Origin of the sequence: Colwellia asteriadis, from assembly GCF_039523295.1 — a bacterium.
GTDB classification, from domain to species: domain Bacteria; phylum Pseudomonadota; class Gammaproteobacteria; order Enterobacterales; family Alteromonadaceae; genus Colwellia; species Colwellia asteriadis.
In genome coordinates, this window is record NZ_BAAAFA010000005.1 from 156,279 (window position 1) to 181,518 (window position 25,240).

At 37.8% G+C, this 25,240-nt stretch carries 22 protein-coding genes and 5 tRNA genes; 11 read left to right on the forward strand and 16 right to left on the reverse strand.

The annotated features are described in order from the left end of the window. Window positions 1-43 precede the first annotated feature (43 nt). Genes pspF through ABD005_RS08680 form a run of 6 tightly spaced genes read left to right on the forward strand, consistent with a single transcriptional unit; the run spans window position 44 to window position 6,523 of the window. Entirely contained in the window at window positions 44-1,156 is a 1,113-nt protein-coding gene (gene pspF, locus ABD005_RS08655; protein ID WP_343816987.1) for a phage shock protein operon transcriptional activator, read from the forward strand. Further along, the gene (locus tag ABD005_RS08660; protein WP_343816989.1) at window positions 1,146-2,822 is read left to right on the forward strand and encodes an ABC transporter substrate-binding protein; all 1,677 of its coding nucleotides are present in this window, start codon (window positions 1,146-1,148) and stop codon (window positions 2,820-2,822) included. Before pspF ends, ABD005_RS08660 begins: the two co-directional genes overlap by 11 nt. A gap of 1 nt (window position 2,823) precedes the next feature. Next, entirely contained in the window at window positions 2,824-3,852 is a 1,029-nt protein-coding gene (locus tag ABD005_RS08665) for an ABC transporter permease (protein ID WP_343816991.1), read from the forward strand. Next, window positions 3,842-4,735, forward strand: coding sequence for an ABC transporter permease subunit (locus ABD005_RS08670; protein WP_215980510.1), 894 nt, complete (start codon window positions 3,842-3,844; stop codon window positions 4,733-4,735). Before ABD005_RS08665 ends, ABD005_RS08670 begins: the two co-directional genes overlap by 11 nt. Then, the gene (locus ABD005_RS08675) at window positions 4,735-5,739 is read left to right on the forward strand and encodes a peptide ABC transporter ATP-binding protein (protein WP_343816994.1); all 1,005 of its coding nucleotides are present in this window, start codon (window positions 4,735-4,737) and stop codon (window positions 5,737-5,739) included. Before ABD005_RS08670 ends, ABD005_RS08675 begins: the two co-directional genes overlap by 1 nt. A 1-nt stretch (window position 5,740) precedes the next feature. Beyond that, window positions 5,741-6,523 carry a peptide ABC transporter ATP-binding protein gene (locus ABD005_RS08680; protein ID WP_215980512.1) on the forward strand — a complete coding sequence of 261 codons (783 nt, stop codon included), beginning with the start codon at window positions 5,741-5,743 and terminating at the stop codon, window positions 6,521-6,523. Window positions 6,524-6,644: 121 nt separating this feature from the next. Here ABD005_RS08680 and ABD005_RS08685 read toward each other — a convergent pair whose 3' ends face one another. From ABD005_RS08685 to ABD005_RS08735, 11 genes are all read right to left on the reverse strand, one after another. Next, window positions 6,645-8,552, reverse strand: coding sequence for a SurA N-terminal domain-containing protein (locus ABD005_RS08685; protein ID WP_343816996.1), 1,908 nt, complete (start codon window positions 8,550-8,552; stop codon window positions 6,645-6,647). Window positions 8,553-8,747: 195 nt separating this feature from the next. Beyond that, entirely contained in the window at window positions 8,748-9,020 is a 273-nt protein-coding gene (gene hupB / locus ABD005_RS08690; RefSeq protein WP_215980514.1) for a nucleoid-associated protein HU-beta, read from the reverse strand. A gap of 301 nt (window positions 9,021-9,321) precedes the next feature. Beyond that, window positions 9,322-11,670 (reverse strand): endopeptidase La, encoded by a 2,349-nt coding sequence (gene lon / locus ABD005_RS08695; RefSeq protein ID WP_215980515.1) that lies wholly within the window; start codon window positions 11,668-11,670, stop codon window positions 9,322-9,324. A gap of 175 nt (window positions 11,671-11,845) precedes the next feature. Then, window positions 11,846-13,120, reverse strand: a complete 1,275-nt coding sequence (gene clpX, locus ABD005_RS08700) for an ATP-dependent protease ATP-binding subunit ClpX (protein WP_215980516.1) — start codon at window positions 13,118-13,120, stop codon at window positions 11,846-11,848. 70 nt (window positions 13,121-13,190) lie between these two features. Further along, window positions 13,191-13,841 carry an ATP-dependent Clp endopeptidase proteolytic subunit ClpP gene (gene clpP, locus ABD005_RS08705; protein WP_289847621.1) on the reverse strand — a complete coding sequence of 217 codons (651 nt, stop codon included), beginning with the start codon at window positions 13,839-13,841 and terminating at the stop codon, window positions 13,191-13,193. A 111-nt stretch (window positions 13,842-13,952) separates the two neighbouring features. Next, window positions 13,953-15,260, reverse strand: coding sequence for a trigger factor (gene tig / locus ABD005_RS08710; protein WP_215980517.1), 1,308 nt, complete (start codon window positions 15,258-15,260; stop codon window positions 13,953-13,955). A gap of 267 nt (window positions 15,261-15,527) precedes the next feature. Next, window positions 15,528-15,604 (reverse strand) — tRNA-Pro (locus ABD005_RS08715). Between the two features lie 35 nt (window positions 15,605-15,639). Continuing rightward, a tRNA-Pro gene (locus ABD005_RS08720) sits at window positions 15,640-15,716 on the reverse strand. Between the two features lie 30 nt (window positions 15,717-15,746). Next, window positions 15,747-15,822 (reverse strand) — tRNA-His (locus tag ABD005_RS08725). A 34-nt stretch (window positions 15,823-15,856) separates the two neighbouring features. Next, window positions 15,857-15,933 (reverse strand) — tRNA-Arg (locus ABD005_RS08730). A 46-nt stretch (window positions 15,934-15,979) separates the two neighbouring features. Then, window positions 15,980-16,056 (reverse strand) — tRNA-Pro (locus ABD005_RS08735). A 322-nt stretch (window positions 16,057-16,378) separates the two neighbouring features. Between ABD005_RS08735 and folD the strand changes: the two genes are divergently transcribed. Then, window positions 16,379-17,233, forward strand: a complete 855-nt coding sequence (folD, locus tag ABD005_RS08740) for a bifunctional methylenetetrahydrofolate dehydrogenase/methenyltetrahydrofolate cyclohydrolase FolD (RefSeq protein ID WP_215980518.1) — start codon at window positions 16,379-16,381, stop codon at window positions 17,231-17,233. Between the two features lie 81 nt (window positions 17,234-17,314). Here folD and cysS read toward each other — a convergent pair whose 3' ends face one another. Beyond that, on the reverse strand, window positions 17,315-18,718 hold the full coding sequence (cysS, locus tag ABD005_RS08745) for a cysteine--tRNA ligase (RefSeq protein WP_215980519.1): 1,404 nt from the start codon (window positions 18,716-18,718) through the stop codon (window positions 17,315-17,317). A 161-nt stretch (window positions 18,719-18,879) separates the two neighbouring features. On the opposite strand from cysS, the gene ABD005_RS08750 reads away from it, so the two are divergent. Together ABD005_RS08750 and ABD005_RS08755 are read left to right on the forward strand one after the other, a co-directional pair. Then, window positions 18,880-19,371: a peptidylprolyl isomerase gene (locus ABD005_RS08750; protein ID WP_343817001.1), complete on the forward strand. Its 492-nt coding sequence runs from the start codon at window positions 18,880-18,882 to the stop codon at window positions 19,369-19,371. 14 nt (window positions 19,372-19,385) lie between these two features. Beyond that, the gene (locus tag ABD005_RS08755) at window positions 19,386-20,132 is read left to right on the forward strand and encodes a UDP-2,3-diacylglucosamine diphosphatase (RefSeq protein ID WP_343817002.1); all 747 of its coding nucleotides are present in this window, start codon (window positions 19,386-19,388) and stop codon (window positions 20,130-20,132) included. A 186-nt stretch (window positions 20,133-20,318) separates the two neighbouring features. Here ABD005_RS08755 and miaE read toward each other — a convergent pair whose 3' ends face one another. Beyond that, on the reverse strand, window positions 20,319-21,080 hold the full coding sequence (gene miaE / locus ABD005_RS08760; RefSeq protein WP_343817004.1) for a tRNA isopentenyl-2-thiomethyl-A-37 hydroxylase MiaE: 762 nt from the start codon (window positions 21,078-21,080) through the stop codon (window positions 20,319-20,321). Between the two features lie 129 nt (window positions 21,081-21,209). Here miaE and ABD005_RS08765 point away from each other — a divergent pair, with 129 nt between their 5' ends. Both ABD005_RS08765 and ABD005_RS08770 read left to right on the forward strand, forming a co-directional pair. Further along, window positions 21,210-21,515: a hypothetical protein gene (locus ABD005_RS08765; protein WP_252738922.1), complete on the forward strand. Its 306-nt coding sequence runs from the start codon at window positions 21,210-21,212 to the stop codon at window positions 21,513-21,515. A gap of 182 nt (window positions 21,516-21,697) precedes the next feature. After that, window positions 21,698-22,297: a Yip1 family protein gene (locus ABD005_RS08770; RefSeq protein WP_215980523.1), complete on the forward strand. Its 600-nt coding sequence runs from the start codon at window positions 21,698-21,700 to the stop codon at window positions 22,295-22,297. A 127-nt stretch (window positions 22,298-22,424) separates the two neighbouring features. Here the strand turns inward: ABD005_RS08770 and purF are convergent, their stop codons facing one another. From purF to ABD005_RS08785, 3 genes are all read right to left on the reverse strand, one after another. Further along, window positions 22,425-23,942 (reverse strand): amidophosphoribosyltransferase, encoded by a 1,518-nt coding sequence (purF, locus tag ABD005_RS08775; RefSeq protein ID WP_215980524.1) that lies wholly within the window; start codon window positions 23,940-23,942, stop codon window positions 22,425-22,427. A 58-nt stretch (window positions 23,943-24,000) separates the two neighbouring features. Then, a complete protein-coding gene (locus tag ABD005_RS08780; protein WP_215980525.1) occupies window positions 24,001-24,483 on the reverse strand; it encodes a CvpA family protein in 483 nt (160 codons plus the stop codon). Between the two features lie 91 nt (window positions 24,484-24,574). After that, window positions 24,575-25,231, reverse strand: a complete 657-nt coding sequence (locus tag ABD005_RS08785; RefSeq protein ID WP_343817008.1) for an SPOR domain-containing protein — start codon at window positions 25,229-25,231, stop codon at window positions 24,575-24,577. Between the last annotated feature and the right edge of the window lie 9 nt (window positions 25,232-25,240).

A 25,240-nucleotide genomic window follows, 5' to 3' on the forward strand; every position in this document is an offset into this window, starting at 1 on the left:
ATACACTACTTATTAGTGAAATAAACCAAATTTAAGTGCCGCTATGTCACGTTTTAAACAGCAAGATAATCTTCTCGGGCAGTCTAATAGCTTTCTTGAAGTATTAGAACAAATTTCGCAAATAGCACCATTAAGTAAACCTGTGCTCATTATTGGTGAGCGTGGTACAGGTAAAGAGCTGGTTGCTGCGCGTTTACATTATTTATCAAAGCGTTGGGAACAAAGTTACTTAAAGCTAAATTGTGCCGCATTAAATGAGAATTTACTTGAAACTGAGCTGTTTGGTTACGACAGTGGCGCTTTTACGGGTGCTACTAAGCGCCATGAAGGTCGGTTTGAGCGTGCAGACAAAGGTACTTTATTTCTCGATGAAATAGCGAATACCTCAGGACTTATTCAAGAAAAGCTATTACGTGTTGTTGAATATGGAGAGTTTGAACGCGTTGGCGGTTCACGCCCAATAACAACCGATGTTAGGTTAATTGCTGCAACTAATGAAGACTTACCCTCATTAGCCGAATCTGGGCAATTTAGAGCCGACTTACTCGATAGATTAGCCTTTGATGTTATTACCCTGCCTCCTTTACGAGAGCGCCTTGAAGATATTTTAATGCTCGCTGAGCATTTTGCCGTAAATATGGCGCGAGAATTAGAATTTGAATTATTCAGTGGCTTTACTGAAAAAGCCAAACGTAGCTTACTTGACTATCATTGGCCTGGTAACATTCGTGAACTTAAAAATGTAGTGGAACGTAGTGTTTACCGCTCTAATAATCCTCATTTACCTGTACATGAGTTAATTATAGATCCTTTTGATTCTCCCTTTAGACCGAGCCAACAAGTGAAAACTAATGATAGGGTTACCACTAGTTCGCCGGTAAAAGAGCAAGTAATAACTAAAGACAGTACTATTGAAAGTAATCAAGACCATGCACTGTTAGCACATAAATCATCAACTGTATCAAGTAATCAATTTCCGCAATCACTGAAGTCACTTTCTCAACAATATGAAATAGAAATAATTCAATCCGCATTGGCACATTGTCAATTTAATCAGAAAAAAACTGCTGATGCGCTTGAGTTAACCTATCATCAATTAAGAGGTTATCTAAAAAAGTATAATTTACTTGATGGTAGTATTACTGATGAAAACTAAATCAACCCCTTGTTTTTTTTTCGGGCTAATTATAACACTGCTCAGTGGTTGTAGTGACTCAGATAAAATATCGTTAGATGAGCGCAGCATTATTTATTGCTCTGAAGGCTCTCCAGAAACATTTAACCCTCAGTTAATTACCTCTGGTACTACTATTGATGCAACATCGCACCAGCTCTACGATCGCTTAATAGCTTATCATGGTGAAGACAACACTATATCCCCTGCTTTAGCAAAATCATGGCATATGACCCGTGACGGTAAAAAAATAACCTTTTATTTACGCAAGGATGTAACCTTTCATCAAACCGATAACTTCACACCAACACGCTTATTGAATGCTGATGATGTAATTTTCAGTTTTAATCGAATATTAGAGACAACACACCCTTATCATTATGTTTCAGGTGGCAACTACCCTTTTTTTCAAAGTGTTGAATTTAATTCACTTGTTGAGAGTATTGAAAAAATAAATGACCATACCGTCCGATTCAATTTAAGGCGTAGTGATAGCTCTTTTCTTGCTAACTTAGCCACTGACTTTGCCGTAATACTGTCAGCCGAATATGGGCAACAATTAAGTAAATTAAATAAACCACATGAAATTGATACCCTACCTGTTGGTACCGGGCCTTTTAAGTTAAAGGAATATCGTGTTGGCTCACTTATCCGTTATTATCGCCATGAGGGTTATTGGCAAGGTAAAGCGCAAATAGAACAGTTGGTTTATGACATAACACCAAGTAAGACCAGTAGACTCACTAAACTACTTGCTCGCGAGTGCGATGTCAGTAGTTACCCTATAGCACATCAAAAAATTAGAGATCGTAAAGATCTACAGTTAGAGTCAATGACAGCACTTAATATTGGTTACTTTGGCTTTAACACTAAAAAACCACCGTTTGACAATAAGCTTGTACGTCAAGCGGTTAGTTTAGCAATTAACCGACAAGCACTTATTGATACTGTCTATAGCTCTGAAGCTACCTTAGCTAAATCTATTTTACCGGAAAGTTCTTGGGCTTTTAATGAAGCTATTCCCTCACCTGAGTATGATTTAGCAAAAGCAAAGGCTTTACTTGACTTAGCAGGCTACCCTGATGGTTTTGATATGGATATATGGGCAATGCCTGTTCAGCGTTCTTATAATCCTAACGCTGTGACTATGGCAAAACTTATTCAAGCAGATCTCAAAAAGCTCAATGTTAACGTTAATATTATTAGCTATGAGTGGGCTACATTCTTACGTCGTTTAGCAATGTCTGAACATCAAACTTTTCTATTAGGTTGGTCAGCTGATCACCCCGATCCCGATAACTTTTTTACACCTATTTTAAGTTGTTCTGCAACCAATACTGGAAACAACCGTACCTTTTGGTGTAACGCAGCTTATGATGAGCTCATTCAAAAAGCACTACAAACCACGAATGTTACTAAAAGAAAAGCTTACTACAAAGAAGCTATGTTAATTGTTAATGAAGAGATGCCATTATTACCTATTGCCCACTCCAGACGCTATCAAGCGCGAGGAGCGAATATTATTGGAGAAATTCTTCCTCACTTTGGTGGTATTAATTTTTATTCTGTAAACAAAAACATACCGCTTAAGACAATTAATGGTAAAGTAAAAGCGACTAAGTCGTTACCTGTAGAGCAATCGAATTAACATGCTAATATTTACACTTCGCCGAATCAGCCTGTTTATATTTACTATGCTAATGCTAACCATGTTGTCTTTTAGCTTAAGCTTTTTATTCCCTGGCGATAATATTATTAACCTTTCGGGTCAATTAAATGCCAGCTCCAGTGAGTTAACACAGCTTAATCATTACTATCAACACGACAATAATATTATTGAGCAATATTTAGCTTACCTCAGGCATGTTTTACAAGGTGATTTAGGGCTATCAATGGCAAGCCAATCACCAATTAGTCATGAAATAATAAAACTCTTACCCGCAACTATGGAGTTAAGTATTGTTGCTTTGCTGATTGCCATGGCTATTGGTATCCCTTTGGGTTTTATCGCTGCAATCAAGCATAATAAAACGACTGACAACGTGATATTAGCCGTTTCAATGTTAGGTTATTCTATTCCTGTTTTTTGGCTTGGTTTGCTTGCTATTTTATTCTTTTCAATAGGGCTAGGCTGGCTACCTTCCGCAGGTAGAATAAGCTTACTATTTGAAATAGAGTTTGTTACTGGCTTTCAATTTATTGATATTCTCCTCAGCGACAGCCCTTACAAATGGCAAGCACTTAACAACGCATTAGCTCATATTATTTTACCCGCTTGCGTTATTGCCGTAGCCCCAACAACCATTTTTGTACGCTTATCACGTGCTGCAATGATAGAGGTGTTGGCAACAAGTTACATTAGAGCAGCCAAATCAAAAGGGCTTAGCTTTTCACAAATTATTTTTCGTCACGCAACCCGTAATGCCTTAATAAAGATCATCCGTCATGTCGGGTTACAGTTTGCTAATTTAATAACCATTGCCATGGTAACAGAGGTTATTTTTAGCTGGCCCGGAATTGGTCGCTGGTTAATTGAAAGTATTTATCAACGTGATTACACCGCCATTCAAAGTGGATTACTAGTATTGTCTTGCTTTATTTTTATTGTTCACATTTTAACTGACTTTATTTATGCCGCACTTAACCCATTAGCACGAGGTAATAAATATGGCTCGTGAAAAAACCTATACTGAGGAGGTATTCCCCTCACCATTTATTCAGCTATGGATAATATTTAGAAGAACTCCTGTTGCCATGCTAGGCTTTGGTTGTTTCATTTTTCTTGTTTTTTTAGCTATATTTTCTCCTCTTTTAGCGCCCTACTCGCCTGTAGAGGGCAATTTAGAAATGATATTGCTACCTCCTGCTTGGCACGATAACGGTAATGTAAGTTATCTACTGGGCACTGACGAGTTAGGGCGCGATATGCTATCTCGCTTAATGTACGGTACTTCACTTACTTTTGGTTTAAGCTTTGTCGTTGTACTTATTTCATTAGTGGTTGGCGTAGTTATTGGCTCACTATCAGCCTTAACAAAAGGTCTTAAATCAAGTTTTTTAAACCATTTTCTTGATGTGGTTTTATCTATTCCCTCACTATTGCTAGCGATTATTATTGTCGCTATTTTAGGACCTGGTATCGCCAATACAGTTTGGGCAATCGTTATTGTGCTTATTCCGCAATTTATTCATATTACTCGCTATGCAGTCAAAGAAGAGTTTAGAAAAGATTATGTACTGGCTTCAAGACTTGATGGCGCAAGCCCATTTAGAGTGCTTTATTACTCAGTATTTCCAAATATTGTTGAACGTATAATGAGCCAAGCAACTCTGGCGCAATCTGCTGCTATTCTTGATATTGCGACTTTGGGCTTTCTTGGCTTGGGAGCACAAATCCCTTTACCTGAGTGGGGCGCTATTCTAGCTAATGGCGTAGAGCGTTTTTATATTGCACCATGGACAGTTTATTTGCCCGGCTTGGCAATACTATTTGCAGTGGTTGCCACCAACTTAGTTGGCGAAGGTATTCGTCATGCGCTTAAAGTGCGAAGAGAGAATTAATGAACCTACTTGATATTAGAAATTTATCAATAGAGCTGAAAACTCCCAACGGTAATATATTAGCTGTTGACCGAGTCAGCCTTTCAATTAAAGAAGGGGAAGTTAGAGGGGTTGTTGGTGAATCAGGCTCAGGAAAATCATTACTGGCACAAGCGATTATTGGTGTCTTAGAAGATAAATGGCATGTCAATGCTGACCGATTTCATTGGCGCGGCATTGACTTATTACGCCTTTCAATCGAAGAAAGAAAACAAATATTATGTCGAGATATCGCGATGATATTTCAAGAGCCGATGAGTTGTTTAGATCCCACAACGTCAATAGGTGAGCAGCTTAATGAAGTACTTGACACTAAACAGTTTAAAGGTTTTTTTTGGCAAAAAAGAAAACAGCGTAAAGAAGCCGTTATTAAGCTTTTACATAAAGTTGGCATTAAGAAACATAATATCTGTATTAAGAGTTACCCGCACCAATTAACTGAAGCCATTTGCCAACGCGTAATGATAGCTATGGCACTTGCCAGAAAGCCTATATTACTGATTGCTGACGAGCCCACCGCTGCAATGGAAAGTACCAATGAAGGACAAATATTTAGGCTACTTGCCAGTTTAAATCAACTTAAAAACATGTCTATCTTATTAATTAGCCATGATCTAGAAAACATTACTCACTGGACTAATACCATCACGGTCATGTACAGCGGACAGTTTGTTGAAGCCGGTACAACCGAGCAAATATTTGCTAAGCCTATGCACCCTTATACACGTGCGCTAGTTGATAGCAGCCCTAATGCAAACTTACAACTACCCGCTAAATCACGTTTAATGACACTACCTGGCAGTATTCCTATTTTAAATCATTTACCTATAGGCTGTCGCTTAGGCCCTCGTTGTCCTCGAGCGCAACAAGCATGTGTAACAGCGCCAAAGGTAAACAACTTTCATGGACATAAGGTGAGCTGCCACTTTCCTTTAACCACTTCACTTAGAAAAGATAATTACTAATATGACGACGCTATTAGATGTTAAAGACATTAGTAAATCATTTAAGCTAAAAGGCTACTGGTATCACAAACAACAATTTACCGCCCTTTCACCGATTTCATTTACTATAGAAAGTAAAAAAACCTTAGCAATAGTCGGTGAAGCTGGCTCTGGTAAGTCAACCTTAGCTAAAATACTGGTTGGCGCAGAAACACCAAGTAGTGGTAGCATTTATTTAAATGGTCAGCGATTAAAGGAACAAAGTTTTAAGCAACGATGTCAATACATTCGTATGATATTTCAAGACTCTGGAACAACACTCAACCCAAGTTTAACTGTGGAAGAGCTGCTTGATGAACCACTTAAAATAAACACTCAGTTTGATGAAGCACAACGCAAACAACTTATAAGGACTACTTTACAAAAAGTGGGCTTACTAGGTGACCATATGAACTTTTATCCTCATATGTTTTCCGGTGGACAAAAACAGCGTATATCGCTTGCTAGAGCAATTATCTTACAGCCCCAAGTTATTATTTTAGATGAAGCGTTAGCATCATTAGATCCATCACTCCGCTCTCAAATGATAAACCTGCTGCTCGATCTTCAACAGCAAATGGGACTCGCTTATATTTTAATTTCTCACAATTTAGGTACAGTACGCCACTTCAGTGATGACGTTATGGTAATGTCAAAAGGTAAAGTAGTCGAGGCAGGTAAAACCATTGACGTGATTAAGCACCCTAAGCATAAAGTGACCAAGAAATTAATGATGAGTCAAAATTTCCAATTGACACATAAATAGCTTAAAGCGATGACTTAATATTTATTTCAGCATATTTGCCTTAGAAAAAAGATATAAAAAAAGCTACCTAAGTAGCTTTTTTTATAATTAATCAAAGTGCTAAGCACACTTCGTTAACTCATTAGTATACAGAGCTTGGCTCAGCAACCGCTTTACGTGTTATTTTAGCATCAACTTTTAACGAGTTAACATAACTTTGGTATGCTGACTGTGCTAATTGCGACGTTTGCTCTTGCGCTAAGTTAGGACTTACCGGTGCTTCATTAACTTGAACACTATTCACTTGTACTAACGCTAAGTCACCGTTACTTAATGCAACCGTAGAAGCAGATATTACGCTATCTGTTGGGTGAGGTAATACGAACGCTGCACGTGTAATGCTTTGGTCTATTTGAGGGCTATAGCGAGCTACATTGGCTTGTTCAACAAACTCTGTATTTAACGTCGTTAACTCCTCACTAATATCATTACCTTGTTGTAGACTAGCTAGTAATGCATCAACAGTGCTTTGTGCTTTATCCGTTGCTTTTTGAGCCACAAGTATTGCTTTAATTTCATCTTCAACCTCAGCAATTGGCTTAACATTCGCTTCTTGGTAAGTATTTAAACGTAAAACAATAGCCATATTATCGTTTACTTCGATAATATCTGAGTTTAGGTTCTCTTTTAATACTACATCAGAAAAAGCTTCATTAATGACTTTTTCCTGATCAAAAGGTGCAACATTACCCGTACGAGATAACCAAGATGAAGTACGAACTACAGCATTCACAGCATGAGCGGCATCTTCTAAGCTATCAGGGTATTCAAAGCTAATACGCGACATTTCTTGTTGTAAGTCAAAAAACCTATCTTGTGCTTTATCATGACTAACTTTTGCGCTTAGCTCTTCTTGAACATCATCAAAGTCTTGTACAACTTCCTCTTTAAGATCTGTGAGCTTGATGATATGAAAGCCGAAATCTGACTTAACTAATGAGCTAATGTCATTAACGTTACTTAGTGCTAAAGCTGCTTCATCAAAGACGTCTCCCATGACACCTAACTCTAACCATTCAAGATCGCCGCCATTTTCAGCACTAAAAGTATCTGTAGATAATGCTTTGGCTAAATCTGAGAAATCTTCACCTTGGTTTAAACGGTTAACGATATCTTGTGCTTTAATTTCAGCTAATGCTTCATCATCACCAAACTCAATTAGAATATGTGAAATTCGACGCTGTTCACTTTGTGTAAACATTGCAATATGGTCTTGATAATAAGCCTTTAATTCTTCATCAGAAATCGTAATAGTTTTCGCAATATCTTCAACATTTAAAGTAATGTAATCTACTTTAACTTGCTCTTTATTTTCAAAGCGAGATTGATTATTTAAAAAGTATGTTTTTACTTCTTCATCTGATACTTCAATACCGGCTTTAAATTGCTCTGCTGCAACTTGTGCGAAGCGAATATCACGAGTTTGAGACTGTAATGCTTGCTGCATTTTTTCTTGGTACGGTAAGTTAAACTCTGTTCCAACTAATGCTTGACTTAATTGACGGCGAGTCATTTCAGTACGTAGGTAATCTCTAAAACTTGAAGACTGATAAAAACCCGCTTGATTGATAATAGCTAAGTAGCGATTATTATCAAAAACACCATCCACCTGAAATTCAGGCATTTGACGAATTGTTTCTTTCAGGCGTTCATCCGACACACGAATAGCCAATGACTGGCTACTTTGATCAATTAATTTTTCATTAATCAAGTTATCTACAACACCTTGGCGAAAGTTCGCCATATAACTTTCATCATTTGATAATGTTTCAAACATTTCACCAAACTGTTGTGCCATACGGTTACGTTGCGCTTGATAAGCTTTATTGAAGTCTTGTTGAGTGATAGCTTCACCATTCACTGTAGCAACAGATGTATCTACTGAGTTGGTATAGCTACCAACACCTGCGACAGCAAAGGTTAAGATAATCAAACCAAGAATAATTTTGGCAGTCAATCCCTGCGATTTTTCACGAATATCTTCTAACATTTTTCTCTCTTACTTACGCCTCAAAAGACTAGGCTTAATTTTAGTTCTCGCGATTTTATCAGATAGCTGGCTTAGCTTGAAGCACAACCTCAATTAAATACAAATAATTCGCTATTTTATTTTACTCAAAACAAAAAAAACCACCAAATAGGTGGTTTTTTTATCAAAGCTTGCTTTATAAAAAATTTTATAAGATTAGTTACAAGCGTCTTTTAAGGCTTTACCCGCTTTAAAAGATGGGATTTTAGCCGCAGCGATTTCAATCGTTGCACCCGTTTGAGGGTTACGTCCAGTACGTGCTGCACGATCACGTACAGAGAAAGTACCAAAACCAACTAAAGCAACTTGCTCGCCACTTTGTAATTCTTCAGTAACAGCGCCGATAAACGAATCTAATGCACGACCAGCTGCAGCTTTAGAGATGTCTGCACCAGCAGCAATTTTCTCGATTAGTTGAGATTTATTCACAGTGTATACCCCTTCAATTGTTATTATACAACGCTATCCTTTTAGTAAAATGGTTGCAGAAAACAAATATATTGTTTGTCTGGCAACATCAAGCGTCGAGTTTAGAAAAAAGTTACTCTTCCAGATATCCCTCTTTTTATTACCACATTATAGAGTGTATAAGGGGTCTAGCGTCATAAGCGTAGTTAACTTACCATAGTTTCAGCGTTTGAAAAGCAATAATTGCATTTTTTTATGATTTTTTTTACTTTTTTAGCCTTTTTTGAAAAAAATCAACAAAAAAGGCTAAGCATTAAGCAAGTTACTTACCTATTTTGAATTTTTCAATATCATTTTCAAGCGCCAATGCTAAAACCTCATCAATCCACTTAACAGGATGAATAGACAATTCATTTTTTACATTTTCTGGTATTTCTTGTAAGTCTCGCTCATTCTCATGCGGAATAATAACGGTTTTAATGCCACCGCGGTGAGCAGCTAAAAGCTTCTCTTTTAAACCACCAATAGCCAATACTTCACCACGTAATGTTATTTCACCTGTCATCGCAACATCTGCTTTCACAGGGTTACCTGTTAAGCTAGAAACTAAAGCGGTACACATGCCAATACCAGCACTAGGCCCATCTTTTGGTGTTGCACCTTCAGGAACATGCACATGAATATCACGCTTTTCATAAAAGTCATTATTAATTCGCAGCTTTTCTGTTCGACTTCTAACCACAGTCATCGCTGCTTGAATAGACTCTTGCATTACATCACCTAAAGAGCCGGTATAAGTTAATTTACCTTTACCTGGTACAGAGGCTGTTTCAATAGTCAATAGTTCACCGCCTACTTGCGTCCAAGCTAACCCTGTAACTAAACCAACACGGTTCTCATCGTCTGCTTTACCATAATCAAAACGTTGTACACCTAAAAACTCATTTAAGTTATCTTGATTGATTGTGACTGTTTTAACTTTCTTATCGAGTAATATTTGCTTCACCGCTTTTCGGCATAATTTTGAGATTTCACGCTCTAGACTACGCACACCCGCTTCACGAGTGTAATAGCGAATGATACCTATTAAGGCGCTATCATCAATGGTAATTTCTTTAGGTTTTAAGCCATTACGTTCTATCTGTTTATTCACTAAATGGTTTTTAGCAATATTAAGCTTTTCATCTTCGGTGTAACCTGAAAGGCGAATAACTTCCATACGATCAAGTAATGGTCCGGGAATATCCATGCTGTTTGATGTAGCAACAAACATTACATCAGACAAGTCATAGTCCACTTCTAAATAGTGATCATTGAAGCTGGTATTCTGCTCTGGATCTAAGACTTCTAATAGCGCTGAAGCCGGATCGCCACGCATATCTGAGGCCATTTTATCAATTTCATCAAGTAAGAATAATGGGTTCTTAACTCCTACTTTTGATATTTTTTGAATTAACTTGCCCGGTAAAGAGCCAATATAGGTACGTCGATGCCCACGTATTTCAGCTTCATCTCTAACACCACCTAATGCCATACGTACATACTTACGGCCTGTAGATTTTGCTATAGATTGCCCTAAAGAGGTTTTACCCACGCCAGGAGGTCCCACTAAGCATAAAATAGGCCCTTTGAGTTGGCTAACACGTTGTTGAACGGCTAAGTACTCTAAGATACGTTCTTTAACTTTATCTAAACCGTAGTGGTCTTTATCTAGTATTTCTTGTGCCAGTGCTAAATTACGCTTTAATTTGCTACGCTTTTTCCATGGCACATTAATCATGCAATCAATATAACTACGAACAACAGTTGCTTCTGCTGACATCGGTGACATCATTTTAAGCTTTTGTAGCTCCGCTAAAGTTTTATCTTTTGCTTCTTTTGGCATTTGCGCTTCTTCAATACGCTTAGCCATTTGATCTAGTTCATCAGGGGTTTCATCACCGTCATTGAGCTCTTTTTGAATAGCTTTCATTTGCTCATTTAAGTAATACTCACGCTGACTTTTTTCCATTTGCTTTTTAACACGCGTACGGATTTTTTTCTCAACTTGCAGTAAATCTATTTCACTTTCCATTAATGTCATTAAATGCTCTAAACGCACATTAACATCAGTGATTTCTAGTACCTTCTGCTTTTCTGCTAGCTTTAATGGCATATGTGCCGCCATGGTATCAGCAAGCTGCTCTGCATCATCAATACCTGAAACAGACGTTAGCACTTCTGGTGGTATTTTTTTATTAAGCTTTACGTAACCTTCAAACTGAGAAATTGCTGAGCGTATTAATACTTCAATATCATCAGTTTCCTGACTGATACTAGTTACATATTCAACATTAGCACTGAAGTATTCTACTGTTTCAACAAAATCAATCACTTTAGCACGCTGCACGCCTTCAACTAGCACTTTAACAGTGCCATCAGGTAGTTTTAGCATTTGTAAAATGGTGGCAACTGTACCTGTTTGATAAACGTCTTCAGCTTGTGGGTCATCGATAGCCGCATCTTTTTGAGCAACAAGAAATACTTGCTTGTCGTTTTCCATCGCTAAATCTAAACAACGAATAGACTTTTCTCGGCCAACAAATAACGGGATAACCATTTGTGGATAAACAACAACATCTCTTAAGGCTAAAACGGGTATCTCAACTACATCAGATAATTCTTTGCTCATTGGCTACTCTTATAGGAAGGTAAAAATTAAAAACTATAAAAACTATATGGGGTATGTATGAATACTTTCAACAAGATAATTGAAAAAACATCATAAACCCGCTTATAAAAACAAAAAAAGAGCCTAAAGGCTCTTTTTATTAATAATGCAGTGCTCATAAACACTACATACGCTTTTATTCTGAAGCTGCTTTTTCTTGTTGCGCTTCATAAATAACAATTGGTTTAGTTTCACCTTTGATTGCTGTTTCATCAACGACAATTTTACTAACATTTTCCATGGTTGGTAGTTCATACATGGTATCAAGTAAAACGGCCTCAACAATTGAGCGTAAACCACGAGCTCCGGTTTTTCTGTCCATCGCTTTACGTGCAATAGCGTGCAAAGCATCAGTTCTAAACTCTAACTCAACATTTTCCATATCAAATAATGCGGTAAACTGTTTTGTTAAAGCATTTTTTGGCTCTTGTAAAATTTGAATTAACGCGTCTTCGTCTAGTTCACGCAATGTTGCAACAACAGGCAAACGACCGATAAACTCAGGAATCAAACCATATTTAACTAAATCTTCAGGCTCTACTTCTTCAAGACGTGTAGTTAATGACTTCTCCTGTGCTTTACCTCGAACTTCCGCACCAAAACCAATACCTGTACCTGTGTGTGAGCGTTGCTCAACAACTTTATCAAGACCAGCGAAAGCGCCACCACAAATAAAGAGTATTTTAGAAGTATCTACTTGTAAAAACTCTTGCTGTGGATGCTTACGACCACCTTGAGGTGGAACAGAGGCAACAGTACCTTCAATAAGTTTTAATAATGCTTGTTGAACACCTTCACCAGACACATCGCGAGTAATTGACGGGTTATCAGATTTACGTGAAATTTTATCAATTTCATCAATGTAAACGATACCACGTTGTGCTTTTTCAACATCATAATCACATTTTTGCAGGAGTTTTTGGATGATGTTTTCAACATCTTCGCCCACATAGCCAGCTTCAGTTAATGTGGTTGCATCAGCCATGGTAAACGGCACATCGAGTAAACGCGCTAACGTTTGTGCCAGTAGTGTTTTACCACTACCTGTAGGCCCAATAAGTAAAATATTACTTTTACCTAGTTCAACGCCATTATGAGAGTCACCATTACGTAAACGCTTATAGTGATTATAAACGGCTACCGCTAATACTTTTTTAGCGTGATCTTGACCAATAACATAGTCATCTAAACTTTGGCGAATTTCTACAGGAGAAGGCAAAGCTTCTTGGTTTTCTTTTGGCGAAATTTCAGTAATTTCTTCGCGAATAATGTCATTACACAGCTCAACACACTCATCACAAATAAATACTGAAGGGCCAGCGATTAATTTACGCACTTCGTGTTGGCTTTTACCACAAAATGAGCAATATAATAGTTTGCCGCTCTCGCTACCTTTTTTAATATCGGTCATGCCCTACCTCTAAACATTTAAAAATAAGTAAAATCCATTTATTATTTACTTTTAAGTATACACTGAAATTTTATTTATCGTTACGTTGTTCTAATATGGAGTCAACTATACCATATTCAACTGCAGCTTCTGCACTTAAGAAGTTATCACGGTCTGTATCTTGAGATACTTTCTCAAGAGACTGTCCCGTATGTTCAGCCATTAATCGATTTAACTTCTCTTTAATGAAAAGTATTTCTTTAGCATGAATCTCAAAATCAGATGCTTGACCTTGAAAACCACCTAGCGGTTGATGAATCATAACTCTCGCATTAGGTAAGCAATAACGTTTACCCTTTTCGCCGCCAGAAAGTAAAAATGCGCCCATACTTGCTGCCTGACCAATACATACTGTGCTGATATTAGGCTTAATAAACTTCATGGTATCGTATATTGCCATACCCGCAGTTACTGAGCCCCCTGGAGAGTTGATATAAAGATATATATCTTTGTCTGGGCTTTCTGATTCTAAGAATAATAACTGGGCAATAATCAAATTAGCCATATGATCTTCAACTTGACCACAAAGAAAGATTACACGCTCTTTAAGTAGTCGAGAATAAATATCATAAGAACGTTCACCTTTAGCTGTTTGTTCAACAACCATAGGAACTAAAGCACTTTCAGTGATGTTTGCGCCGTTTTGTGGAGCACTTTGAGAATTAAATTGAGAATTAAACAAATGTATACCTTCCCTCTAAAAATAAAAATGGCCTGTATGTTGCCATACAAGCCATTAAATTAAGCGATTGCTTAGCCTATTGTCAATGTAAAACTACTGAAAAATGTAGTATTACTTAGCTTCAGGGTTCATTATGTCGCTAAAGCTTGCTTTTTTCTCTTTAACCTTTGCTTTTTCAACTAAAAACTCTACCGCTTGCTCTTCTAAAGCAACGTTTTGCATTTGTTGCATTAGTTCTTTGTTGTTTGCGTAGTATTCAACAACTTCTTTAGGATCTTCATACGCTGAAGCAGCAGTTGCAATTAACTCATCTACTTTGCTGTCATTAACTTTTAATTCGTTAACTTTAATTACTTCACCTAAAAGTAAACCAATTTTAACACGACGTTCTGCTTGCTCTGTGAACATTTCAGCTGGAAGTTGTGGTAAGTTTTTAGGATCCATTTGGCCTTGGAAGCGTTGCATTGCTTGTTGACGTAATACGTCTACTTCTTGAGCTACTAACGCTTTAGGAATATCAACTTCATTAGCCGCTAATAAGCCGTCAATTACTTGATTTTTAACATTCGCTTTAACCGCTTGTGTTAATTCACGCTCCATATTCTTTTTAACTTCAGTGCGAAGTGCTTCTACACCACCTTCTTCTACACCGAAAAGCTTAGCAAACTCATCATCAACTTCTGGTAATACTGGGCCTTCAGTTTTATGAATAACGATATCGAACTCAGCTTCTTTACCTTTTAGGTTTTCAGCGTGGTAGTCATCTGGGAAAGTAACTTTAATTGTTTGCTCATCACCAACTTTCATACCCGTAATTTCAGTTTCAAAACCAGGGATCATGCGACCAGCGCCTAACTCTAGTTCGAAACCTTCAGCTTTACCGCCTTCAAACTCTTCACCGTCAACACGGCCAACGAAATCAAGCGTTAATTTATCGCCTTTTTTCGTTTTACGCTTATTTTCTTTCCATGTTTGATGTTGCTTTTGTAACGTAACAAACATTTCATCTAAATCAGCATCAGTCACTTCAACTTGAGGACGTTCGATGGCAATTTTTTCTAAATCTTTTAATTCAACTTCAGGGTAAACTTCAAATGTTGCTTCAAACTCTAACGCTTTACCATCTTCATTGCTTTTAGCAACGAATGAAGGACGACCAGCTGGGTTGATTTTTTCTGCAACAATTGCATCAACAAAGTTACGTTGCATAATTTCACCAGCAACTTCTTGACGTACAGATTTACCGTAACGTTTTTGAATAACTGACGGTGGCACTTTACCTGGACGGAAGCCGTTAATACGCTGTGTTTTACTAATCTGACGAAGACGGTTCTTAACTTCTACATCTACTTTTTCGGCAGGAACAGAAATAGTCAGACGACGTTCCAAACCTTGTGTAGTCTCAACTGAAACTTGCATTTAAATACCTCAAAAACTTAGCGTTTAACGCTTTTATAGACATCTATTCATACTAAATACCGATAAAGAGAACTTATCAAATGCTTAATAAAAAGATGTACGGTTACTAAAATTATGACGCGGAATTATAGCGAGGCTTAGCGTGAGAGGCAAGTGTTATGTTTTAAACGAATTTATAAGTGGAACTACTAACAGAATGAGTAGGTTAATGGTTCGATAAACGACCAAAAAATGGCTAACATGAAGTACTAAAAGAATATTAAGAAGTGGTCGGTGATGCAAGATTCGAACTTGCGACCCCTTGGACCCAAACCAAGTGCGCTACCAAGCTGCGCTAATCACCGATACAGGGTTTACTATTGAATATCACTTTAAGAAGTGGTCGGTGATGCAAGATTCGAACTTGCGACCCCTTGGACCCAAACCAAGTGCGCTACCAAGCTGCGCTAATCACCGATATATTCTCTTTTTATAAAAATAAAAAGATGGGGTGGCTAAAGGGACTTGAACCCTCGACAACCGGAATCACAATCCGGGGCTCTACCAACTGAGCTATAGCCACCATAACAATTTTCCAGATACTCTGTAAGAATAAATGGCACGCCCTGTAGGATTCGAACCTACGACCCACGCCTTAGAAGGGCGTTGCTCTATCCAGCTGAGCTAAGGGCGCACATTAACCTACAGAACACTTTTCTTTAATAAGCATTAGAGAAAAGTGGTCGGTGATGCAAGATTCGAACTTGCGACCCCTTGGACCCAAACCAAGTGCGCTACCAAGCTGCGCTAATCACCGACAATGTTAAAAGCTTGCTCGCCTTCAACGGATGCGGATATTACCGAGTTGATTACCTTCCGTCAAACCTTTTTTATAAAATATTGTTCATTCGTTTGTTTTTAAAGCAAGTCGCTCTATTGTTAGCCTCTACTCTGCTTACTAGTACCTATTCGGGATATTAATGATAATTAATAAAGCCTTTATAAGCGGTAAAAATCAATAAATAAATTATTAACGATATATGTTGTTGTCAAATGAAAAGTAGAACTACAATAAATCTTTGCTTTATGGCAAAATACGCCTGTTTTTTATTTTAACCTTCAAGGTCACCATAAGACTTATGACAGCATCATTGATCGATGGCAAAGCTATTGCCAAACAACTTAGAGATTCAGTAAAAGTAGAAGTTACTAAAAGGCTTGAGAATGGCCAAAGAGCGCCTGGATTGGCCGTTATATTAGTTGGCAGTGATCCTGCTTCACAAGTATATGTAGGTAGTAAACGTAAAGCCTGTGAAGAAGTCGGTTTTGTATCGCGCTCATATGACTTACCGGTAACCGCATCAGAGCAAGAGTTATTGGCTTTAGTTAGTGAACTCAACAATGATGAGACTATTGATGGTATTTTAGTGCAGCTACCTTTACCTGCTGGCTTAAACTCAGACTTAATTATTGAGCACATTAACCCACTTAAAGATGTTGATGGCTTCCATCCGTCTAATGTGGGTAAGCTAGTATTACGCCAACCAGGGCTACGACCTTGTACACCTAAAGGTATTATGACATTAATCGCCTCAACCGGCGTTGAAACAAAAGGTTTAGATGCGCTAGTTATTGGCGCATCTAATATTGTTGGTCGCCCAATGACATTAGAGTTGTTGCTTGCTGGCTGTACAGTAACAACTACTCACCGTTTTACGAAAGACCTAGAAACAAAAGTGCGTAATGCTGATCTTATTGTGGTAGCGGTTGGTCGACCTGCATTCATTCCTGGAGAGTGGATTAAAGAAGGTGCTTTAGTCATTGATGTAGGTATTAACCGCTTAGATAACGGTAAACTTGTTGGCGACGTAGACTTTGATATTGCCAAAGAAAAAGCTGCGTACATTACTCCTGTTCCAGGCGGCGTTGGTCCAATGACGGTTGCTAGCCTGATAGAAAACACACTAATTGCTTGTCAACAATCGGATAAATAAATAATCCTTTTAGTTGATTAAAAATAAAAAAGGAGAGTACTTAACGTACTCTCCTTTTTTGTTATCAGCTCTTAAAAGCAGTTATGCTTTACGCCATGTTGTTTTACCTGCGCTGTCTTCAAGTATAATTTTCATTTCATTTAACTTATCACGTGCATCATCAGCCAATGCCCAGTCTTTTTCAGCGCGCGCTTTATTGCGCTGAGCAATTAATGCTTCAATAGTTGCCACTTCATCCGTATCGCTGTCGCCTTGTAAAAAACTTGCGGGATCTAATTGAAATAAACCAAGCAAACCGCCTAAAGTTACGATAGTGCCCGCTAATTGCTGGGCAAGTTCACTGTTGTTTTCAGCCTTAGCAACATTAAGCTCTTTCGCTATTTCAAAAAATATCGCTAGTGCTTGTGGCGTATTAAAGTCATCATCCATTACTTGGCAAAACTGTTGAACGTACGATGAGCTTTTATCTAAAACAAAATCAGCTGGTACATCAATATCACGTAATGCAGTATAAATACGCTCTACAGCAGCTCTGGCTTGCGTTAAGTTCTCAGTTGAATAATTAAGCTGGCTACGGTAATGCCCCGTGGTTAAGAAGAAACGTACAGTTTCAGCATCATATTGAGCAAGTACATCTCGAATAGTGAAAAAGTTGCCTAATGATTTAGACATTTTTTCTTGGTCGACTTGTACCATACCCGTATGTATCCAGTAATTAACGTACGGTGTTTCTAATGCACAACAACTTTGTGCGATTTCATTTTCATGATGAGGAAAGGTTAAATCAGAGCCGCCGCCATGAATATCAAAATGATGACCGAGTTCTTTGGCATTCATGGCTGAACACTCAATATGCCAACCTGGTCGTCCTTCTCCCCATGGCGATGACCAGCTTGGCTCACCTGGCTTGGCCGACTTCCATAAAACAAAGTCTAATGGGTTGTTTTTACTATTATCAATTTCAACACGTGATCCTGATTGTAACTGCTCTAAGTTTTGGCCGCTTAATTTGCCATAATCAGCATAACTAGATACATCAAATAACACATCCCCCTTACCTGTTGCGTCACCACCAGCAACATAAGCATGTTTTTTAGCCACTAAGGTTTCAATCATAGAGATGATTTCGTCCATATGCGTGGTCACTCTTGGCTCTAAATCTGGACGAGCCATATTTAATGCATCGAAGTCTTGGTGCATTGCCGCAATAGTACGTTCGGTAAGTTGCTCTGGTGTTTCATTATTTTCGTTAGCACGATTAATAATTTTATCTTCAACATCAGTGATATTACGTACGTAATTGACGTCATAACCCGAAAAACGTAAATAGCGAGCAATATTGTCAAAGCTAATATAAGTTCTACCATGGCCAATGTGGCATAAGTCATAAACGGTACAACCACAAACATACAAGCCTACTTTACCGGGGTTAATTGGTGTAAAAGTTTCTTTTTGGCGAGTTAAGGTGTTGTATATCTGCAACATAAGGTTTTATGAGTCCTATATAATGAGGTAAAAAATAAATAAGCGTTGATTGTACCCTAACAAAACTAAAGGGTCATCAAGACTAATGCACTTTATAGCAAGTTAGCGTACAATTATCACAATTAGTTAATTTATAACATTTGATAAAGAGCAGAGACATTATGATCGTATTTAAAACTACCCTTGGTGATATTAAAATTGAATTAAACTTTGATAAAGCCCCTGTAACGGCAGCAAACTTTCAACAATATGTTGAAGAAGGCCATTACAATGGCACTATTTTTCACCGTGTAATTAAAGGTTTTATGGCACAAGGTGGCGGTTTTGCTCCTGGCTTAGAAGAAAAAGAAACACGTGCTAGCATTAAAAACGAAGCAAACAATGGCTTAAGCAATGCTCGTGGTACATTAGCGATGGCACGTACACAAGAGCCACATTCAGCATCAGCCCAGTTTTTTATTAACCTAACTGACAATAACTTTTTAGACTTTACCAGTGAATCGGTACAAGGTTGGGGCTACTGTGTATTTGGCGAAGTTGTTGAAGGTATGGATGTTGTTGATAAAATGGCATTAGTAGAAACTGGCAACATGTTTGGTCACGGTGATGTACCAAAAGATGAAATCATTATTGAATCTGCACTTGTAGAATAGGTTTCTATATAACAATGACGTTAAGTAATAAACCAGCACTAACCTACTTCATTGCTGATTTACACTTAAGCGAAAACAGGCCTGATATCAGCGCCTGTTTTTTTCGCTTTTTAGCAACCGATGCAATTCAAGCTGAGAAACTCTATATTCTAGGTGATTTATTTGAAGCCTGGGTTGGCGATGATGATGATAGTGAATTTGTTGCCGATATCGCACAAGCGTTAGCAACATTAAGTCGAACAGGTACAGAGATTTATTATATTCATGGAAATAGAGATTTTTTACTCGGTGCTCGTTTTGCAAAAATGTCCCATATGGTATTACTACCTGAAGTAACACTTATTGACTTATATGGTGAGCCAACCGTTATTATGCATGGTGATACTTTATGCACTCGTGATATTGCTTATCAAAAGTTTAGAAAAAAATCTCGTACTTGGTGGTGGCAAGGTATTATTAAAAGTTTGCCGTTAAAGTTACGTAAAAAAATTGCAGCTGACTATCGTAAAAAAAGCGCAGCAGCAACCGCGATGAAATCGCAAGAAATCATGGATGTTACCGACACTGAAGTTATTCATTGTTTACAAGAATACAAAAGTCAGTTACTTATTCACGGTCATACACACCGCCCAGCAGTACATAATATTACGGTTAATAACAATGAAGCTAAGCGCATTGTTCTTGGTGACTGGTACGAGCAAGGCGCTTGGCTTAGAGTCACTCCTCAAGAGATGATTTTACTTAACCAAGCATTTACTTAAAGTAGCCGTTCACCTCACGTAGCCACTCAACCACTTAGAACGGGTTACTATTACATTAAAATCACGCTTCAGTAAATTGCGACACTAGTAAATTGACACTCTAACGTGATTATTTAACTTTAATGACACCACTACCATACACCAACTATATAGCAGCTACATGGCAGCTATATAGTAACTAAGCGATTAAACTGGTACGCCCGAATGAAACTTAAAATCTTCATCGTCACTTAATATTAGCTCGGCTTCAACTTTACCAAAGTGTGCAATACGCTCACTAATATCTTTACCTGCTATTTGTTCTGCTAAGGCCAAATAATCTTGGTAATGCCTAGCTTCTGAGCGTAATAGTGAAATGTAAAATTTATGCAAATCATCATCTAAGTGTGGTGCTAATTTAGCAAAACGTTCACATGAACGTGCTTCAATATAGGCGCCACAAATTAGTTTATCGATTAATGTCTCTGGCTCATGGGTAGTGACATGCGTCATCATACCTTTAGCGTATCGACCTGCCGTTGTATTTTCAAATGCAATGTCTCTGCCTTCCATGATTTCTAATACTTGATAGAAATGATGCAGCTCTTCTTTAATGAGCATAACCATTTTATCAATCAAATCTTGCCCGTAGTCTGAATTACTTTTAGGAAAAACCGATTTTGACATTGCCTCTTGATTCGCTAAAGAGTGTAAATCTCCCTCTTTACGATAAAGGTAACCCTCATAGGGTTTAAACCAGTCAGCTAAAATTTTTCCGCTTTCTTTATCTACTGCGTATTTGCGTATTAAATGCATGGCTGTTTGCCCTGCTTTCAACTCACAAGCTAAGTGATCTCGTAATATGATGGGAAGATTTTCAGGTTTCTTAGCTTCATCAATCCATGCCTCAGGAGTTTGGCATTGTAAAAAGCTTAAAATAGGTGCCAATAGTTTTTCAGTATTTGTCATAAACGATTTTGGGTTAATCAATAATGGGGCTATTTTAAAAGCCCATTTATTGAGATACTAGTAAAATATTTACTTTATAGTGTTTACATCAAACTTCCCTTTAAAACCTTTAACAAAAGCCTTTAATTTATGCCTGCTAACTTTTATGAAAACTCTCCCAGCGCCAGTGAAGCAAAAAAGATGCTAAATAAACACGCTAAACTTGTGCACACTGAAAACATAAAAGTACTGTCTCATGTACAACGCGAAAGTGGTGACTGGATCATTAATACATTAATGCTAGACAATATTGATGTACCTTTTAAATATAAACGTAAAAAAAACTATCAAAGTTTAAAAGGTCAACGCGTTAATATTACTTATTACCCTGACAACGAAGTAGTTGCTGGTTTTAATATTGAAATAATGAGTATTGTTCGTATTAAAGTAAGTTGATCTCACCTCTCACAACATAGTTAAGTCCATTCTTTATCGCATAAAAGTATTAAAACAATTATCAATAGAGCTTTATCGTTCAAAAAACAAGCAAAGCTTGACGGATAGCCGTAAATCCCTCATACCTAAGATGTAGGAATAATAAAAATACTTCCCTAACTTAACGTGCGAGAGGAATTATAATGATACTAAATCATATTTGGGGGCTTTACGCCCACCCTAAAGAAGAATGGCAAACCATTGAAAAACGTCATGAGAGTTTAAGCTATAGCCTAATACATATTTTAACTGTGGCGCTTATCCCCACCATTTGTAGTTATTATGCAACCGCCCATATAGGTTGGACTATAGGTGCAGGTGATCCCATAAAAATAAGTACCGAAAGTGCTCAGTTAATGGCAATAAGTATGTATATTGCTTTGATTGTTGGCGTTTTTGCTCTTGCTTATTTGATTCAATGGATGGCAAAAACCTTTGATGCTAAACCTGACTTTGTACAAGCACTTGAGTTAGCAGCCTATACAGCAACGCCATTATTAATGGTTGGTGTTACCGCGTTGTTTCCTGTGCTATGGTTTGTGGCCTTAGCAGGAATGATTGCTGTCGCTTATTCTGTATATTTACTGTATTCAGGCGTTCCTATAATGATGAATATACCAGAAGATAAAGGGTTTATTTATTCAAGCTCGGTGGTTACCTGCGGCTTAGTATTATTAGTTACCCTTATGGCGGCAACCGCTATGATGTGGACTATGGGATTTGGACCAGAATTTATTGCGTAACTAATGTTGACACCCAACAACTAAAAAAGCTCAACGATGCACATCGTTGAGCTTTTTATTATGCGTTCAATAATAACTTTATTACTGCTATTTGAACCGCTATTTGAAAGTAATGATTACTTGGTACTTATTCAGCGCCTTCGTTATGCATATCAAGTATTGAGTCTGCATTTTTGTCCGAGCTTTCTTTGGTCGTATTATTACGTAAAGCATCAAGCCTTTCTAAATAAGCTTGGTTGATATCATTAGTCACATAATTACCATCAAATACTGAGGTATCAAAGGTCTTAATATCAGGGTTACCTAAGCGGACCGCACTAATTAAGTCATCAATAGATTGGTAAATTAATTTGTCAGCACCAATTAAGCTACAAATATCATCTAACTCGCGACCATGGGCAATTAACTCATTGGCACTTGGCATATCAATGCCGTAAACGTTAGGGAAACGTACTTCAGGTGCCGCAGAAGCAAAATAAACTTTCTTAGCGCCCGCTGCACGAGCCATGTCTATAATTTGCTCTGATGTAGTACCGCGAACAATAGAGTCATCAACGAGTAGTACATTTTTACCTTTAAATTCAGCACCAATAGCATTGAGTTTTTGGCGAACAGATTTTTTCCGCTGCTCTTGGCCTGGCATAATAAAAGTTCGACCAATATATCTATTTTTAACAAAGCCTTGACGGTATGGTAACTCAAGCTTATGAGCAATTTGCAAAGCAATATCACACGATGTTTCTGGGATTGGGATAACAACATCAATATCAATGTCTTCCCATTCTTTTGCAATTTTTTCGCCTAGTTTAGTCCCCATTTCAACACGAGAAGCATAAACAGACATTTTATCCATCGTTGAATCTGGGCGAGCAAAATAAACAAACTCAAAAATACATGGCGTATAGACAGGGTTTTCAGCACATTGCTGGCTATGGATTTTACCATCTTCAGTGAAGAAAATTGTTTCGCCCGGTGCAACATCACGGACAAATTCAAAATCACAGGCATCAAGTGCTACTGACTCTGAAGCGACCATATATTCAACACCGTGCTCATTCTCACGTTTACCAAACACAAGTGGGCGGATGCCGTTAGGGTCACGGAATGCGATCATACCGTGGCCAACAATTAACGCAACGCTTGCATAAGCACCTCTAACACGCTTATGAACATTAGCAACCGCAGAGAAGATATCTTCTGGCGTTAAATCTAAATTTTCACTTTGTTGAAGCTCGTGAGCTAAAATATTTAATAATACTTCAGAGTCTGATGTGGTATTAACATGTCTGCGAGCCGTAGTGAATAACCACTTTCTCAACTCTTCAGCATTAGTTAAGTTACCATTGTGTGCCAAAGATAGGCCAAACGGCGCATTCGCATAAAAAGGTTGTGCCTCAGATGAGCTAGATGTTCCTGCAGTTGGGTATCTAATATGACCAATACCTATATTACCTTGAAGTCGTAACATATGGCGTGTATGAAAAACATCTTTCACTAAGCCGTTTGCTTTACGAAGTCTAAACGTATTATTGTGAATAGTCACAATACCTGCCGCATCTTGCCCACGATGTTGGAGCACTGTTAATCCATCGTATAAATACTGACTAACAGGGGTTTTACCAACAATACCAACGATACCACACATGAAATTTTCTCCGCTTAATGCTTAGCTATAATCAAACTCTAGTTACCGTAATGTATAACTAAGTTAAAAGACTTGATGATTGTTTTAGATACTCAAAGAACCATTCAATAACCAATTTAAATTCTTGAATTAATTCTGACGCTTTCCACCAATCTGTTGTTTCGGCGCTTGTAAAAGCATCCATAAAAAACAGCACGGCACTAACAATTAACACACCACGTAAAGCACCAAAGACCAAACCTAACATACGGTCTGTGCCTGACAACCCTGTTTTACTGACCAGCTGACCAATTATATAATTAACCAGTGCGCCAAGCACTAAAGTAGTAATAAACAGAATAGCAGCCGCAGCTGCATTGCGTAGGAATTCGTCGGTGATATTGGTAAATAAGTTTGCTAGATTAGCATAGAAGTTACTGGCGATAAAAAAGGCACCAATCCAAACAACTAAAGAAAGAGCTTCTTTTACAAAGCCGCGTACCAAACTAATTAATGTTGATGCGCCTATAATTGCCAAAATGGCGTAATCTATCCAAACCATAACTTGAGTGTCTCATTGAGTTCTCTAAATTAGAGGCGCGCATTCTACCAGAATAACGGTAAAAAAAACTAGCTTTTTTCTAATTTTGATTTTATTTATTAGGGATGAAACGAGCAACTTTGCCTTGTGCGCCTGTTAATTCTTTTAAGCTTATTAACTTTTTGTCTAAAGAGGATTTTATCAGTTCAGGACCAATAAATACTTTAGTTAATGTTCCCTGCTTGGTTTGTATCGGTTGTGTAAATACCGTATAACCATTTGCTTTTAATTTATTTAATAGCTGTTCAACATTTTTCTTATGCTTGAAGCTACCTAAATGAATAACCCACGCTTCTTTGGCTATCACTTTTTCAGGTAAGCGTTTCGGCTCTTCAGACCCATTAGTATTTTCATTAGGCGGAACGGTAGTAATTGGCTGTTCAATTTTTGCAGGAGTCACTTGCAGCTTGTTACCTGCTTGTGATTGTTCAAGAACAACCACATCCTCATCTGTCGCATGTACTTGTTGGTTATCAATATCATCAAGTGCGACTTCATCAGTTTCTTGAATATCTGGTTTATAAGTTATCTTTTCATTTGGAAAGCTTTTACTTGTTTTCTCACCTGAAAAAGCGGGCGCTTGCGGGATCGCTTCAAAGTCATCTTGATAAGATTTTTTTTTGCCATCTAATATGTCGGGTAAAAAAATAACAAGTACTGCCGCAACAATAACAGTACCAACAAGGCGATTTTTAAAAGGTGTAGACAAGATATACTC

Excerpts from the sequence above, each read along its gene's own strand:
- pspF (WP_343816987.1), top strand. The coding sequence starts at position 44 with ATGTCACGTTTTAAACAGCAAGATAATCTTCTCGGGCAGTCTAATAGC.
- miaE (WP_343817004.1), bottom strand. The coding sequence starts at position 21,080 with ATGACAAATACTGAAAAACTATTGGCACCTATTTTAAGCTTTTTACAA.
- ABD005_RS08770 (WP_215980523.1), top strand. The coding sequence starts at position 21,698 with ATGATACTAAATCATATTTGGGGGCTTTACGCCCACCCTAAAGAAGAA.
- ABD005_RS08780 (WP_215980525.1), bottom strand. The coding sequence starts at position 24,483 with ATGGTTTGGATAGATTACGCCATTTTGGCAATTATAGGCGCATCAACA.
- ABD005_RS08755 (WP_343817002.1), top strand. The coding sequence starts at position 19,386 with ATGACGTTAAGTAATAAACCAGCACTAACCTACTTCATTGCTGATTTA.
- lon (WP_215980515.1), bottom strand. The coding sequence starts at position 11,670 with ATGAGCAAAGAATTATCTGATGTAGTTGAGATACCCGTTTTAGCCTTA.
- ABD005_RS08675 (WP_343816994.1), top strand. The coding sequence starts at position 4,735 with ATGAACCTACTTGATATTAGAAATTTATCAATAGAGCTGAAAACTCCC.
- ABD005_RS08665 (WP_343816991.1), top strand. The coding sequence starts at position 2,824 with ATGCTAATATTTACACTTCGCCGAATCAGCCTGTTTATATTTACTATG.
- clpX (WP_215980516.1), bottom strand. The coding sequence starts at position 13,120 with ATGACCGATATTAAAAAAGGTAGCGAGAGCGGCAAACTATTATATTGC.
- purF (WP_215980524.1), bottom strand. The coding sequence starts at position 23,942 with ATGTGTGGTATCGTTGGTATTGTTGGTAAAACCCCTGTTAGTCAGTAT.
- ABD005_RS08685 (WP_343816996.1), bottom strand. The coding sequence starts at position 8,552 with ATGTTAGAAGATATTCGTGAAAAATCGCAGGGATTGACTGCCAAAATT.
- tig (WP_215980517.1), bottom strand. The coding sequence starts at position 15,260 with ATGCAAGTTTCAGTTGAGACTACACAAGGTTTGGAACGTCGTCTGACT.
- cysS (WP_215980519.1), bottom strand. The coding sequence starts at position 18,718 with ATGTTGCAGATATACAACACCTTAACTCGCCAAAAAGAAACTTTTACA.
- folD (WP_215980518.1), top strand. The coding sequence starts at position 16,379 with ATGACAGCATCATTGATCGATGGCAAAGCTATTGCCAAACAACTTAGA.
- ABD005_RS08660 (WP_343816989.1), top strand. The coding sequence starts at position 1,146 with ATGAAAACTAAATCAACCCCTTGTTTTTTTTTCGGGCTAATTATAACA.
- ABD005_RS08750 (WP_343817001.1), top strand. The coding sequence starts at position 18,880 with ATGATCGTATTTAAAACTACCCTTGGTGATATTAAAATTGAATTAAAC.
- ABD005_RS08670 (WP_215980510.1), top strand. The coding sequence starts at position 3,842 with ATGGCTCGTGAAAAAACCTATACTGAGGAGGTATTCCCCTCACCATTT.
- ABD005_RS08765 (WP_252738922.1), top strand. The coding sequence starts at position 21,210 with ATGCCTGCTAACTTTTATGAAAACTCTCCCAGCGCCAGTGAAGCAAAA.
- ABD005_RS08680 (WP_215980512.1), top strand. The coding sequence starts at position 5,741 with ATGACGACGCTATTAGATGTTAAAGACATTAGTAAATCATTTAAGCTA.